The sequence below is a fragment of the Mesorhizobium sp. M7D.F.Ca.US.005.01.1.1 genome, from assembly GCF_003952545.1.
Taxonomy (GTDB): Bacteria; Pseudomonadota; Alphaproteobacteria; order Rhizobiales; family Rhizobiaceae; genus Mesorhizobium; species Mesorhizobium loti.
Genome location: NZ_CP034453.1, coordinates 1,596,819 through 1,611,273, shown reverse-complemented (window position 1 = coordinate 1,611,273; position 14,455 = coordinate 1,596,819). Strand labels below are relative to the sequence as shown.

The window sequence follows — 14,455 nt, the reverse complement described above, 5'->3', positions numbered from 1 at the left end:
TAGCTTGGCGCCGCCAACTCGAGGCCACGCATGAAACCCGCGCTGCTCCGCTTCATCCTCGCTTTGATGCTGCTGCCATTTTTGTGGACCGCGGCTGGCGCGCAAGCCGTCAGCTTCCCGGAACTCGGCAGCGCTTTGCCCGGCCGCACGGATATCACCTATCTCGATCTGGCCAGGAAGGTCATCCCCGATCTGACCGCGGACAAGGACGGCTTCTACCGAGGCGGGTTGCCGATCGAGATGCGTCACATCGAGGGGCCGGACAGCGGCGGTTCGCCGCCCGAGACGTCGGGCTTTTCCAATGCGGCGGTGCTTGCCATCAAGGCTGGCGGCAAGGACCGGCTGACCATGCTGTTCGACCTTGGCGATTCTCCCGACAGCGCCGAAGGCTATGCGGTGCTGGCGCTCTACGACATCACGGCCAAGCCGAAATTGCTCGATGCCGTCAATGTTGCGCTCGACCGCGGTACCTATTTCCGTGAACCGGGCAAGCTTTCCGTCGGCGCCAGCGACGACATCCTCATCACCATGAGCGCGCATTTCAATTCGAGCCAGAACTATGTGATCACGCCGCTGATCATGATCCGCGACGACAAGTTCGAACCGATCGACATGATCTATACGTTCGATGAAAACCTGTGTGCCTACAGCCGCAAGCAGGACGTGGCGTTCGAGACCATCGCCGACGACCAGCCCTATGCCGCCATCAAGGTGACGGTGACCGACTCTACCGTGCTGAATGGCGAAAGCTGCGACGACACCCCGCCCAGATCAGAGTCCCACGCGATTTCCGTCACCTATCGCTGGGACAACAAGACATCGCGCTACGCCAAGGATTCCGACGCGCTGGACAAATTGGCAGGAGAGAACGCCAAACGCTTCTGAACCAACCGCATTCATTTGCCCGACCAAAGGGGGCAGGATAAAATCCGCTTAGCGACACAGCACATGATGGGGGAATTACCATGGACAAGGGCAAGATCTTTCGCGACCTGCATGCCTCGACCTTCGTCATGCCCAATCCCTGGGATATCGGCACGACGAAGCTGCTGGGTTCCTTCGGCTTCACGGCACTGGCGACGACCAGCGCCGGCTTTGCCTTTTCGCGCGGCCTGCCGGACGGCGCCGTGACCTTCGAGGCGATGATCCACCATTGCCGCGAGGTGACGGCGGCGACCAGCCTGCCGGTCTCCGCCGATCTCGAGAAAGGCAAGGGCGACAGCGCCGAGCAGGCCGCCGAAACCATCTTCGCGGCGGAGGCGGCCGGCCTTGCCGGCTGCTCGATCGAAGACCACACCGGCGACCCGGACAAGCCAATCTATGATTTTACGCACGCGGTCGAACGCGTTGCGGCGGCAGTAGAGGCGGCGCGGGCGCTGAAGCGCGATTTCGTCTTCACCGCGCGCGCCGAGAATTTTCTGTGGGGCAAGTCCGACCTCGACGACACCATCAAGCGGCTGCAGGCCTTCGAGAAGGCCGGCGCCGACGTGCTCTATGCGCCAGGCATCGGCGACGTCGAGATGATCCGCACGCTCTGCTCGGCGGTCAGCAAGCCGGTCAACGTCATGGCGAGGCCCGGCTTCACCATCGCGGATCTCGCCATGGCCGGCGTCAAGCGTATCTCGCTCGGGCCGTGGCTGACCAATTTCGCCTATGGCATGCTGGAAACGGCGGCACGCGAGATCCAGCAGGACGGCACGTTCGGCTTCACCCGCGCCGCCATGCCGTTCGGCAAATTGCAGGCGCTGTTCGCCAAACCTTCAGCTTGACACGTGCCGTCACCGGCGTCTTTCCCGCACCGAAATCGCCTTGTGCAGATGCACCATCATGGCGGCGGCGAACAACGGCGTCACCAGGTTGAGCAGCGGCACGGCAAGGAAGGCAGCGATGAGCAGCCCGGCGAGAAACACCGTGCCGGCATAATGCCTGCGCAAGGCCCTGGCCTCTTCTTCGCCGCGAAAGCGCATGGCGGCGAATTCGAAGAACTCGCGCCCAAGCAGATAGCCGTTGACGATGAAGAAGGCGGCGATGTTGACACCCGGCACCAAGAGAAGCAGCAGGGCGACGATGTTGCCAAGAATGACGACGCCGAGAAATCGTATCGACAGCACCAGCGAGCGCAGCGCCGGCATGGCGTGGCCGGATGGATCGCCGGGATAGTCGGTGCGCTCGACCACGTCGGCGATATCGTCGAGGAACAGGCCCGCGACGACAGCTGTCACCGGTGCGATGAGCAATGCCATGCCGAAGGCAAGCGCTATTGCCGCGATGATGCCGCCGAGCCACCCGGCCCAGGACGGCATGCCGGGCAACAGCGTCTGCAGCCAAGGCAGCGCCAGCCACTCGACGAGGCTGGTCAGGCCGAACCACAGAGCGACCAGCGCCAACACGGTCAAGCCCAGCGTCTTGATGAACACGGCCCGAAATGGAGGTGAGAGCAGCTCAAGGGCCGCAGTGCGGGCAGCGTCGAAAATCACCTTGTCACCCCCCGTTAGCGGACCCCGCCGAAAAGGCGGACGCTTCCGAGATAGGCAGCGCAGGCCATGAGCACAAGCGGGTTGGCGTCTACGGTGCAAACGCCGGCTTGCGAACCGGGATGGTCATCGCCGCGACCCCAGCCACGACAAACGCCATGCCCAGCCATGCCGTCGAGCCGAGGCTCTCGCCGAGGAAGAGCGCGCCGATGCCGACGCCGATCGGCACGCGCAGATAGGCTTGCGAGGTGGTGCCGACCGAGCCCAGCGTGTGGATGAGGCGGAAATAGATGACGAAGGCCAGTGCGGTGGAAAACACCGACAGGCCGAGCAGAGCCAGGATCGATGCCGTCGACGGCGCCAGCGTCCATGGCTGGTCGAACACCAGGCTGAGCGGCACGAGGATGACGGCGCCGCACAGCATCGAGCCGGCGGCCGGCAGCATCGGATCGAGGCCCTTGAAACCACGGCCGAAAATGGCCGCACCGGCATAGCAAATTGTTGCCGCGACGATTGCCAACTGCGCCCACAACTCGTGACCGAGACCACCCAGCGCCTGCGTGCCGATGATGAGGCAGATGCCGGCAATGCCGGCGCCGACGCCAATCAGTTTGCGCAACGTGACCGGCTCATGGCGGGTGATGAGCGCGGTCAAAAGGAAGGTGAAGATCGGCGAGGTCGCGTTCAGGATGGTGGCGAGGCCGGCGTCGACGGAACGTTCGGCGGCGGCGATCAGGGTGAACGGTATGACGCTGTTGAGGCAGGCCTGAAAGGCGAACCGGCGCCAGCTTGCCGCATCGCCCGGCATGGCAAGCCCACGCCAGCGGATGATGGCGAACAGGATGCCGCCGGCGATCAGAGTGCGGGCGGCAATGAAGGTGACCGGCGGGATCGTTTCGACCCCGATCTTGATGAAGGTGTAGGAGGCGCCCCAGAGCACCGCCAGCACGACGAGCAGCGCCAGGTCGGTGGTCATGTCGTTTCTTGCAGGCTCGTTCTTTGTCGACATGCTCTTTGTAGACATTGGGGGCTGGCTCGCTTTGGAAACGGGATCGTCTGAGCCAGGCTTGTAGGTGGTGCGGCGATGAAATGCTTCGGCCACGGTCGAATTGTCATAGCGCCTCGTTGCGGATGAGCATCTGGCGCACCGCCCCCCGCCGGCGGCGGCAGAAAATCGGTTGCCAATTTTCGGGGGTCATGCTGTAGACCCGCCCGGGCGTGGCAAGAAGCCGGCTCGGGTTTTTGGCGGAGACATTGATGCCGAAATATGACGTGCTTTGCATCGGCAATGCCATTGTCGACATCATCGCCCAGTGCGACGAGGAATTCCTCGAGACCAACGGCATCATCAAGGGCGCGATGAACCTCATCGACACAAAGCGCGCCGAACTGCTCTACAGCCGCATGGGCCCGGCGATCGAAGCCTCCGGCGGCAGCGCCGGCAACACGGCGGCCGGCGTCGCCAGCTTCGGCGGCCGTGCCGCCTTCTTCGGCAAGGTCTCCAGCGATGCGCTGGGCGAAATCTACGCCCACGATATCCATGCGCAGGGTGTCGCCTTCGACACCAGGCCGCTCAAGGGCGAGCCGCCGACGGCGCGCTCGATGATCTTCGTCACTCCTGATGGCGAGCGCTCGATGAACACCTATCTCGGCGCCTGTGTCGAGCTTGGCCCTGAGGATGTCGAGGCCGACAAGGCGTCTGGCGCCAAAGTCACCTATTTCGAAGGCTATCTGTGGGACCCGCCACGCGCCAAGGAAGCGATCCGCCAGACGGCGAAGCTCGCGCACGCGGCAGGCCGCGAAGTGTCGATGACCCTGTCGGATTCGTTCTGCGTCGACCGCTACCGCGACGAATTCCTCGACCTGATGCGTTCGGGCACGGTCGACATCGTCTTTGCCAACAGCCATGAGATCAAGTCGCTCTACCAGACATCGTCGTTCGACGAGGCGCTGGCGCAGATCCGCAAGGATTGCAGGATCGCCGCCGTGACCCGCTCGGAAAAAGGCTCGGTGATCGTGCGCGGCGACGAGACCGTGGTGATCAAGGCGACCGCCATCAAGGAACTGGTCGACACGACGGGCGCCGGCGACCTCTATGCCGCCGGCTTCCTGCATGGCTACACGCAAGGCCGCGACCTGCAGACCTGCGGCGACCTTGGCTCACTGGCTGCCGGATTGGTGATCCAGCAGATCGGCCCCAGGCCACGGCAAAATTTACGCCGCGAGGCTGAGCAGGCGGGGTTGCTTTAGCTCAAAGGCGGGCGCTTGCTGGGGTAGTAGCAGGATCGCGCTCCAGCCCTTCGCAGGCTCCCAGCCCTTCGGGCGTTCGGCTCCTTTAAAAGGTCCACTGGACCTTTTAATCCGCCCGAAGGCGGACCGGCCCCTCACCGTTCGAAGCTCGAAAAGCCAAGCAATTGGCTTTTCGTCCGCTGCGCGGACCGCTTCTCACCGTCGCGCGGCTGTCACACACCGCACCTACACGCAATCTAGGCGCCCCGCGACTGACCTTTCGGGGCGCCGATAGTCAGGTTGGGGTGTCAAGAAATGCGAGACAGCAAGCTGTCGGGCCGCTGCATCTGTTGCCGCTGCGATTTCCGCTTTCCGCTCTAGAAGTTCAACAACCGGCCGCGGGGAGGAGCGCGCGGCCCGGAAGACAGATGCATGAACAGATTTCAGATCCAGGGTCTCAAGCAGGACGACTTCGCGGATATGGTCGCGGAGGAGGTCGAACGCGCGCTTGCCCATTATGACGAGGCCATCAACAAGCCCACCATGGTCTCGGTCGGCAAGATCGCCGGCAGCATAGCGTCCGCCGTCACCTTGCTGTCGCCGAAGCACCAGCGCGCCATCGACACCATCCATGCCGACCTTCCCGGCCTGGCATCGAAATTCGTGCGCGCACTGGCGGCCGAGGCCGCGCGCCGCAGCGAAGCCGGTATTGCTGGCGAGACAAATCCGCCGACGACCCTGTTGGCCGATGTCGAGCCCTCTTCGCTGCCAAAGTCCGACGATCTCGAATCGATGCTGATCGAGGACTGGGCGGGCCGCGTCGCCGGCTCGACCTATCTGGAAGAGAATTTGCGTATCGCCCGCTCGACGCTGCATCGCTGGCAACGGCGGGGCGAGGTCATCGCCTTGCGCAAGGGCGGCCGCAAACATGTCTTCCCGCTGGCGCAGTTCGTCGACGGCAGGCCGGTCACGGGCATTCGCGACGTGCTGTCCCTGATCAGCAACCCCAGACTGGCGTGGCTGTGGCTGACGCGCCCCTCGGCGCAGCTCGACGGCCGCGTTCCCATCGACCTGCTCAGGCAGGATCAGGTCGACGAGGTCATCGAGGCCGCATGCGTGTTCGCGCCGGCTTGATGGGCTTTGGTGACACCATTGATAGGCGCGCCTAAGCAGTCTTGCGAATCGGCTGGCGGGGCCTGGACGATGGCTGTTGCGGCGCCATTTCCCTGGCGGTGACCAACCGGTTGCGGCCGCTCTTTTTTCCGATGTACATCAGCCGGTCGGCGAGCGCGATCAGCGCTTCGGAATCGGCGGCCTCCGCCGGATACATGGCCACGCCAACGGTGCAGCCGACCTGGATGGCGCCAGTCGGCGTGGGAACCTTGATCCGCAACCTTTCCAGGATGCGTTCGGCGACGCGCACGGCCTTCTGCTGTGCCAGATCGGCGTCGCCCGAGAACAGGAAGGCGAACTCGTCGCCACCAAGCCGGGCGACGAAATCGGCGCTGCGCAGGATCGAGCGAAGCTGGCTCGAGACGCGCTGCAGCAGCGCATCGCCGGCCTCGTGGCCGAGCGTGTCGTTGACTTCCTTGAACCGGTCGAGGTCGATGAACAGAAGGCCGGCCGCCTCGCCGGTGGCGCCGCAGCGGGCCACCACCGATTTGAGTTCGTCGTGGAAGGCGCGCCTGTTGGGCAAGTCGGTCAATGCATCGTGGTTGGCCGAATGGTCGCTCTGCTGCTTCGCCAGTTCGATCTCGCGCTTTTGCGCCGAGAGCTCTTCGTTGGCCGTCTTCAGATCCAGCAGCAGCTGGGCGTTGAGGTCTTCGACAACCTTGCGGTCGCTGATGTCGACGACGAAGCCTTCGAGGAATTCGAGTTCGCCGGCATCGTCCCAGACACCGCCGCCGATCTCGCGGACCCAGAGCGGTTCGCCGACCCGCGGCACGATGCGGTAGTCGACGTTCCAGTTGCAGCGCGCTTCGAGCGCGGCATCGACGGCCGCATAGACCGAGGGCAGGTCATCCGGATGGATGGCCGAGACATAGTCGCGCACGGCGTTGTGCACGAAATCCGAGGGCGGATAGCCGCTGACTGTGAAAACGCCGTCGCTGATATAGAGCATGGTGTAGGACGCATCGTTGCGGCAGCGGTAAAGGTAGCCGTCCATCCGGCCGGTGATGCTGAGAAGCGCGTCCAGGCGCTCGTCGTGATAGGCTCCCTGGCCGACCACGGATGCAGGTCTCGTATCGTGCTTCACGACTGCAAATCCATGACGGTCACCACCCCAGTCTGTCCCAAATGCCGCTCTGGCACATCGACGACAGCTCCCTGGTATAACAACCGGATATTATCAATCTCTTATGGATCGCGGTGATTTACCCGCAAATTCGGCTTGAATCGCAGGATTCCTGCGATTGCACATGTTCAGGCGGAATGGCGCGGCCGATTCCGTTCATGCCGCGCAAGGCCTTGCCTCGCTCGAAAAACGTTCGCGACTTTGCCGCCCGCAACGCGGACCGTTCGTCACGTCCCCGCCGTGTAAGCCGCAATCGCCGCCATATTCACGATGTCTGAATCCTTGGCATTCAGCGACACGATCTGAACCGGCTTGTTCAGCCCGACCAGCAGCGGGCCGATCACGGTCGAGCCGCCGAGTTCCTGCAACATCTTGGTCGAGATCGAGGCTGAGTGGAACGCCGGCATGATCAGCACATTGGCCGGGCCGGTGAGCCGGATGAAAGGATACTGCGCCATGGCGCGGGCGTTGAGGGCGACGTCGGCGGCCATTTCGCCGTCATACTCGAAATCGACGCGGCGCTTGTCGAGGATACGCACGGCTTCCTGGACGCGTTCGGAGCGTTCGCCCTGCGGATGGCCGAAGGTCGAGTAGGCGAGCATGGCGAGCCGTGGCTCGTAGCCCATGCGGCGGGCGAAGCCTGCGGCCTCCTCGGCGATGTCGGCGATCTGCTCGGCGTTCGGCATGTCGTGCACGGCGGTGTCGGCGACGAGCACGGTTTTGCCTCGCGCCAGCACGATCGAGACGCCGATGACGCGGTGGCCGGGCTTGGCGTCGATGACGCGGCGGATATCGTCGAGCGCTGTCGAATAGTTGCGGGTGACGCCGGTGACGATGCCGTCGGCGTCGCCCAGTGCCACCATGCAGGCGGCGAAGTGGTTGCGGTCGTTGTTGATCAGGCGCTGGCAGTCGCGGAACAGGAAGCCTTTGCGCTGCATGCGCTCGTAGAGATAGTCGGTGTAGATGCCGTTGCGGCGCGACAGCCTTGCATTGATGATCTCGATGCCTTGCTTGTTGAGATCGATGCCGGCGTGCTTGGCGTTTTCCTTGATGACGTCGTCGCGGCCAAGCAGGATGGCGGTGCCGAGCCGCTGGTTCACATAAGAGACGGCGGCGCGCATGACCTGTTCCTCCTCGCCCTCGGCGAAGACGATGCGCTTGGGCTGGCGGCGCACGCGGTCGTAGATGCGCTGCAGGGTCGAGGCGATCGGGTCGCGGCGGGCGGACAGCTCCTGCGCATAGCGGTCGAGGTCGAGGATCGGCTTGCGGGCGACGCCCGAGTCCATAGCCGCCTTGGCCACCGCGATCGGGATGGCCGAGATCAGGCGCGGGTCGAACGGCACCGGGATGATGTAGTTGGGGCCGAATTTCGGCCGGTTGCCCTGGTAGGCGGCGGCGACATCATCGGGCACGTCCTGGCGCGCAAGTGCCGCCAGCGCGCGGGCGGCGGCGATCTTCATGTCGTCATTGATGGTGGTCGCCCGCACATCCAGCGCGCCGCGGAAGATGTAGGGAAAGCCGAGCACATTGTTGACCTGGTTCGGATAGTCGGAACGCCCTGTTGCCATGATGGCGTCGGTGCGGATCTCGGCCACTTCCTCCGGCGTGATCTCCGGATCGGGATTGGCCATGGCGAAGATGATCGGGTTCTTGGCCATCGACTGCACCATGGCGGTGGTCAGCGCGCCCTTGGCGGAAAGGCCGAGGAAGACGTCGGCGCCCTCGAGCGCCTCGGCGAGGCTGCGCGCCTCTGTCTTCACCGCATGCGCCGACTTCCACTGGTTCATGCCTTCGGTGCGGCCCTGGAAGACCACGCCCTTGGTGTCGCACAAAGTGATGTTTTCGGGCGCAAAGCCCATCGCCTTCATCAGCTCGATGCAAGCGATGCCGGCGGCACCGGCGCCGTTGCAGACCATTTTCGTGGTCTTCATGTCGCGCCCGGTGATCTCCAGCGCGTTGATCAGGCCGGCAGAGGATATGATCGCGGTGCCGTGCTGGTCGTCATGGAAGACCGGAATATCCATCAACTCGCGCAGGCGCTGCTCGATGATGAAGCATTCCGGCGCCTTGATGTCCTCGAGATTGATGCCGCCGAAGGAGGGCCCAAGGAAACGCACGCAGTTGATGAACTCGTCGGCGTCCTCGGTGTCGACCTCGAGATCGATGGAATCGACATCGGCGAAGCGCTTGAACAGCACCGCCTTGCCTTCCATCACCGGTTTCGAAGCCAGCGCGCCGAGGTTGCCCAGGCCGAGGATGGCGGTGCCGTTGGAGATGACGGCGACCATGTTGCCGCGCGTCGTGTAGTCGAAGGCGCGGCTGGGGTCTTCGGCGATGGCCAGAACCGGAACCGCGACACCAGGCGAATAGGCGAGGCTGAGGTCACGTTGCGTTGCCATCGGCTTGGTGGCGACGACCTCCAGCTTGCCGGGGCGGCCCATGGCGTGGAATTCGAGCGCTTCCTGCGCGCTGACGGACGGACCGGTGTTCTCGGTTTTCCTGGCCATGATGCTTTTGATTTCCTCGCCGGTACAGCACCTCCTTGAGCGGGTGCTTTGTTTCGGTCCGAATTAAGACCACGCGCCGCCGCGTGTAAACCGCCAGCGCGCGGGAATCGCGGATCGGATCGGCAATTGCGGGCAATCGGCCGTGTCGGTCGTCCCCCGTTTTTCGAAGCCTCGGCATTAAACCGCGCGATCACATCTGCTAGCGTGCCGCGCATGAACATGCACATTCCAAACGAGCCAGACGCCCCCGAGGCGATGACGCCGGTGCCCAGCGCCCACGCTGGCGCCACGCCGATGATAGAGCAGTTCATCGAGATCAAGGCGGCGAACCCGGATTCGTTGCTGTTCTACCGCATGGGCGATTTCTACGAGCTGTTCTTCGACGATGCCGAGAAGGCGAGCCGGGCGCTGGGCATCGTGCTGACCAAGCGCGGCAAGTACCAAGGGCTCGACATTCCGATGTGCGGCGTGCCGGTGCATGCGGCCGACGATTATCTGCAGAAGCTGATCGGCCAGGGATTCCGCGTCGCCGTCTGCGAGCAGATCGAGGACCCGGCAGAGGCGAAGAAACGCGGCGGCAAATCGGTGGTGCGCCGCGACGTGGTGCGGCTGGTAACCCCTGGCACCATCACCGAGGACAAATTGCTGGCGCCCTCGGAATCGAGTTTCCTGATGGCGCTGGGACGGGTGAAGGGCGGAGCTGACCAGAGTTTCGCGCTGGCCTGGATCGACATCTCGACCGGCGCCTTTCGCGTCACGGACACCACCGCCGACCGGCTGCTGGCCGACATCTTCCGTGTCGATCCGCGCGAATTGATCGTCGCCGAGCCGGTGTTCCACGATCCCGAACTAAAGCCAGTGTTCGACGTGCTCGGCCGCGTCGCCAGCCCGCAGCCGCCGTCACTGTTCGATTCGGCCTCGGCCACCGGACGCATCGCCCGTTTCTTCGATGTGGCGACGCCGGATAGCTTTGGCGCCTTTTCGCGCGCAGAACTGTCGGCGATCTCGGGCGCCATCGCCTATGTCGAGAAGACGCAGAAGGCCGAGCGCCCGCCGCTGTCGCGGCCGGAGCGCGAGGAGCAGGGCTCGACCCTGTTCATCGACCCGGCAACACGCGGCAATCTCGAACTGCTGCGCACACTGTCGGGCAGCCGCGAAGGCTCGCTGTTCAAGGCGATCGACCGCACGGTGACCGGCGGCGGCGCAAGACTGCTCGCCGACCGGCTGATGGCGCCGCTGACCGACCCGGCCGCGATCGGCGCCAGGCTGGACTCGGTGTCGTTCTTCCGCTCCGAGACGCGGCTCTGCCAGGCGGTGCGGTCGAGCCTGAAGAGCGTCGCCGACATGCCGCGCGCGCTGTCCAGGCTGGCGCTCAACCGGGGCGGTCCGCGCGACCTCGGCGCGCTGCGCGCCGGTTTCGAAGCGGCAGGCGCGATCGCTGAAATCTTTGCCGCGACCGCCCTGCCCCAGGAATTGACGGCCGCACTCGCTGCCATCCATGCGCTGCCCCAGGCGCTGGCCCAGCATCTGACGCAGGCGCTTGGCGACGAACTGCCGCTGCTCAAGCGCGACGGCGGCTTCGTGCGCGGCGGTTACCATGCCGATCTCGACGAGATGCGGGCGCTGCGCGACGAATCGCGAAAAGTGATCGCCGGGCTGGAACGCTCGCTGATCGACGAGACCGGCATCCGCTCGCTGAAGATCCGGCACAACAATGTGCTCGGCTACTACATCGAGGTGACCGCCAACCACCACGCGGCGATGACCGGCAGCGATGGCGCCAAGGCGCGCTTCATCCACCGCCAGACCATGGCCAATGCCATGCGCTTCACCACGACCGAGCTTGCCGAACTCGAGACCAAGATCGCCAATGCCGCCGACCGGGCGCTCAGCATCGAGCTTGCCGCCTTCGACGCGTTGACGGCGGAAGCGGTCGGCGAAGCGGAGAAGATCCGCGCCGGTGCGGATGCGCTGGCCGTGCTCGATGTCTCGGCCGCCCTCGCGCTTTTGTCCGAAAGCGAGGCCTGGTGCAGGCCAGTGGTGGATTCCAGCCTCGCCTTCGAGATTACGGGCGGGCGGCATCCGGTGGTCGAACAGGCGTTGCGCCGCTCCGGCGAAGGCCCATTCGTCGCCAATGATTGCGACCTGTCGCCGGAGGGCAGCGCCAAGAACGGCGCGATCTGGCTTCTGACCGGCCCCAACATGGGCGGTAAGTCGACGTTCCTGCGGCAAAACGCGCTGATCGCCATCCTGGCCCAGACCGGCTCGTTCGTGCCGGCGACATCGGCCCATATCGGTGTCGTCGACCGGCTGTTCTCGCGTGTCGGCGCCTCGGACGATCTGGCGCGCGGCCGCTCGACCTTCATGGTCGAGATGGTCGAAACGGCGGCGATCCTCAACCAGGCCGGTGAGCGCGCACTGGTGATCCTCGACGAGATCGGCCGCGGCACAGCCACTTTCGACGGCCTGTCGATCGCCTGGGCGGCGGTCGAATATCTGCATGAGAAGAACCGCTGCCGGGCGATCTTCGCCACCCATTTCCACGAGATGACCTCGCTGGCCGGCAAGCTGGCGCGGCTCCACAATGTGACCATGCGGGTCAAGGAATGGGAAAACGACGTCGTCTTCCTGCACGAAGTCGGCAAGGGTGCCGCCGACCGCTCCTACGGCGTGCAGGTGGCACGGCTGGCTGGCCTGCCGGAGGCGGTGGTCGACCGGGCCAAGGAAGTGCTGCACCAGCTTGAGGAAGGCGAGGTTTCCGGCAAGACCAACCGGCTGGTGGACGACCTGCCGCTGTTTTCGGTGGCGGTGAAGCGGGAAGCGCCGAAGCCGGTCAAGAGCGACGCGCTGGGCGCGGCACTCGGCGATATCAATCCCGACGAGATGACGCCACGGGAGGCGCTGGAAGCGCTCTACCGGCTGAAAGGGTTGGCGGGAAAGCCCTAGCCTAATTCTCGCCTTTGACCTTTGGTCTTGACCCGACTGTACCAAACGGTACAATGCCATCGCCTCGCCGATGGGAGAATATGATGAGCCGTCCGCCGCTGCCGCCCTTCACCGCCGAGACCGCCGCGCAAAAGGCGCGGCTGGCCGAGGACGCATGGAACATGCCGCGAACCCGAACGGGTTTCGCTTGCCTATACCGAGGACAGCACCTGGCGCAACCGCGCCGAATTCGTCGCCGGCAGAAGCGAGATTGTCGGCTTCCTCAAGCGCAAATGGGCGCGCGAGCTCGATTACCGCCTGATCAAGGAAGTGTGGACCTGGAACGAAAACCGCATCGCGGTGCGCTTTGCCTATGAATGGCGCGACGACAGCGGCCACTGGTTTCGCTCCTACGGCAACGAGAACTGGGAATTCGACGCGGCCGGCCTGATGCGCAGGCGCGTCGCCAGCATCAACGACCTGCCGATAGAAGAAAGCGAGCGCAAATATCACTGGCCGCTTGGCCGCCGGCCCGACGACCACCCCGGCCTGACCGAACTCGGGCTCTAGAGCATGATCCCGAAAAGTGTGTCGCGGTTTTCGGAAAAGATCATGCTCAAGCGTAAGGATTAAGCGCGCATGCGCAGGATCGCACCCGATCGCGCCGATCTGCTGGCCATCGTCGGCGAGGTCTTCCGCGAGCACGGCTATGAAGGGGCGAGCCTGGCGCTGATCGGCGCGGCGACGGGGCTGGGCAAGGGCAGCCTTTATCATTTCTTTCCTGGCGGCAAGGAAGAGATGGCGGCGGCCGTCATCGCCCATATAGACGGCTGGTTCGAAGAGAACGTCTTCCTGCCGTTGCAGGACACAGCTGACCCGCATGCCGGCATCGAGCGCATGCTGGAGGCAACCGACAGCTATTTTCGCTCCGGCCGCCGGGTCTGCCTGATCGGCGCCTTCGCGCTCGACGAGTCCCGCGACCTTTTTGCCAAGGCGATCAAAAGCTATTTCAGCCGCTGGGTGGCGCATCTTGCCGAAGCACTGACCCGCAGCGGACACAGCCCGGCCAAGGCAGACGAACTCGCCGAAGAGACGGTCGGCGCCATCCAGGGTGCACTGACGCTGGCGCGCGCTTTCGACGACACAGCGGTGTTTTCGCGCGCGCTGCAACGGGCGCGGGCGGCGCTCGGCTAAAGTTTTTTACGAGGGCTCGAATTTACAAGGGCTCGAAGCGGAAGGCTGTTTCGGTACGGGAAACCCTACCGACACCCGGTGAATCGAGATGCGCACCTGCGACGTAGCAGCCGTTGCTAGCCGCAAGGCCCAGTATCTGCAGCCGGCTTGTCCTCGCCTGCTCCTGGTCGGCGTCGAATTCCCACGTGATCTCCGGTCGATCGAATTGAAGCGACGGCACATGCACGATGTCGCCCCAGATCAACAGCGTTTCGTTCTCGCTCATGACGCGGAAGCAGGTGTGACCGACTTCATGGCCAGCGGCGGCGATCGTCTCGATATGAGCGCTGACGCGCTGTCCGGCGTCGAAAGGCTGGGCCCGGCTGTGGAAGCGTTCCAGCCTCGCCTCTGCCCGGAACATGCCGAGCTCGAGTCGCGGGACAAGCAGGCGCGTAAGTTGCGGGAAGCCATCCCGACCATCGGCAAGGATGAGCCCGTGGATATGGTCGAGATGGGTGTGGGTGAAGGCAATTGTGCGTACCCGGTCGATGGCGATCTTCGCCTCGCGCAGCGCCTCGGGCAAATGCCCCATCGTCGGGTGCCAGGCGTTCGAAGCCCCTGTGTCGATCAGCGTGATGTCGTCGCCGTCATCGATGGCAAAGGCGTTGACGGATAGCCTGAGCGCGCCGTCAACGAGCGCTACCTGCGATGGCAGCTTATCGCCGAATACAATGTTTCCGGGCTGGCGCAGCCGCCTTATTGGCATGTCGACATAACCGTCGCGCAGCGACGTGACCGTCATGGCTCCGATTCTGTACGCCGTGTGCCGATGCCCGGCTGAAATTCGTTCC

At 64.3% G+C, this 14,455-nt stretch carries 11 protein-coding genes and 1 pseudogene; 7 read left to right on the top strand and 5 right to left on the bottom strand.

What is annotated here, in order from left to right; all coding sequences use genetic code 11:
• Nucleotides 1-30: 30 nt before the first annotated feature.
• On the top strand, nucleotides 31-885 hold the full coding sequence (locus tag EJ076_RS07740) for a hypothetical protein (protein ID WP_126067488.1): 855 nt from the start codon (nucleotides 31-33) through the stop codon (nucleotides 883-885).
• A gap of 80 nt (nucleotides 886-965) precedes the next feature.
• Nucleotides 966-1,769: an oxaloacetate decarboxylase gene (locus EJ076_RS07735; protein ID WP_126067487.1), complete on the top strand. Its 804-nt coding sequence runs from the start codon at nucleotides 966-968 to the stop codon at nucleotides 1,767-1,769.
• A gap of 9 nt (nucleotides 1,770-1,778) precedes the next feature.
• Here the strand turns inward: EJ076_RS07735 and EJ076_RS07730 are convergent, their stop codons facing one another.
• The gene (locus EJ076_RS07730) at nucleotides 1,779-2,477 is read right to left on the bottom strand and encodes a sulfate transporter family protein (RefSeq protein WP_126067486.1); all 699 of its coding nucleotides are present in this window, start codon (nucleotides 2,475-2,477) and stop codon (nucleotides 1,779-1,781) included.
• A gap of 88 nt (nucleotides 2,478-2,565) precedes the next feature.
• Nucleotides 2,566-3,450, bottom strand: a complete 885-nt coding sequence (locus tag EJ076_RS07725) for an EamA family transporter (RefSeq protein ID WP_164548566.1) — start codon at nucleotides 3,448-3,450, stop codon at nucleotides 2,566-2,568.
• 281 nt (nucleotides 3,451-3,731) lie between these two features.
• On the opposite strand from EJ076_RS07725, the gene EJ076_RS07720 reads away from it, so the two are divergent.
• Both EJ076_RS07720 and EJ076_RS07715 read left to right on the top strand, forming a co-directional pair.
• Nucleotides 3,732-4,724, top strand: a complete 993-nt coding sequence (locus tag EJ076_RS07720) for an adenosine kinase (RefSeq protein ID WP_126067484.1) — start codon at nucleotides 3,732-3,734, stop codon at nucleotides 4,722-4,724.
• A 411-nt stretch (nucleotides 4,725-5,135) separates the two neighbouring features.
• Nucleotides 5,136-5,837, top strand: a complete 702-nt coding sequence (locus EJ076_RS07715; RefSeq protein ID WP_126067483.1) for an antitoxin Xre/MbcA/ParS toxin-binding domain-containing protein — start codon at nucleotides 5,136-5,138, stop codon at nucleotides 5,835-5,837.
• A gap of 31 nt (nucleotides 5,838-5,868) precedes the next feature.
• Here EJ076_RS07715 and EJ076_RS07710 read toward each other — a convergent pair whose 3' ends face one another.
• Both EJ076_RS07710 and EJ076_RS07705 read right to left on the bottom strand, forming a co-directional pair.
• The gene (locus EJ076_RS07710) at nucleotides 5,869-6,960 is read right to left on the bottom strand and encodes a sensor domain-containing diguanylate cyclase (protein WP_126067482.1); all 1,092 of its coding nucleotides are present in this window, start codon (nucleotides 6,958-6,960) and stop codon (nucleotides 5,869-5,871) included.
• A 266-nt stretch (nucleotides 6,961-7,226) separates the two neighbouring features.
• Complete coding sequence (locus tag EJ076_RS07705) at nucleotides 7,227-9,506, bottom strand: NADP-dependent malic enzyme (RefSeq protein WP_126067481.1); 2,280 nt, start codon at nucleotides 9,504-9,506, stop codon at nucleotides 7,227-7,229.
• Nucleotides 9,507-9,719: 213 nt separating this feature from the next.
• Between EJ076_RS07705 and mutS the strand changes: the two genes are divergently transcribed.
• From mutS to EJ076_RS07690, 3 genes and pseudogenes are all read left to right on the top strand, one after another.
• Nucleotides 9,720-12,452, top strand: a complete 2,733-nt coding sequence (gene mutS, locus EJ076_RS07700; protein WP_126067480.1) for a DNA mismatch repair protein MutS — start codon at nucleotides 9,720-9,722, stop codon at nucleotides 12,450-12,452.
• Nucleotides 12,453-12,535: 83 nt separating this feature from the next.
• Nucleotides 12,536-13,001 (top strand): annotated as a pseudogene (locus tag EJ076_RS07695) (nuclear transport factor 2 family protein).
• A gap of 69 nt (nucleotides 13,002-13,070) precedes the next feature.
• Entirely contained in the window at nucleotides 13,071-13,625 is a 555-nt protein-coding gene (locus tag EJ076_RS07690; RefSeq protein ID WP_126067479.1) for a TetR/AcrR family transcriptional regulator, read from the top strand.
• Between the two features lie 22 nt (nucleotides 13,626-13,647).
• Here EJ076_RS07690 and EJ076_RS07685 read toward each other — a convergent pair whose 3' ends face one another.
• On the bottom strand, nucleotides 13,648-14,406 hold the full coding sequence (locus EJ076_RS07685; protein WP_245462972.1) for an MBL fold metallo-hydrolase: 759 nt from the start codon (nucleotides 14,404-14,406) through the stop codon (nucleotides 13,648-13,650).
• Nucleotides 14,407-14,455 lie beyond the last annotated feature (49 nt).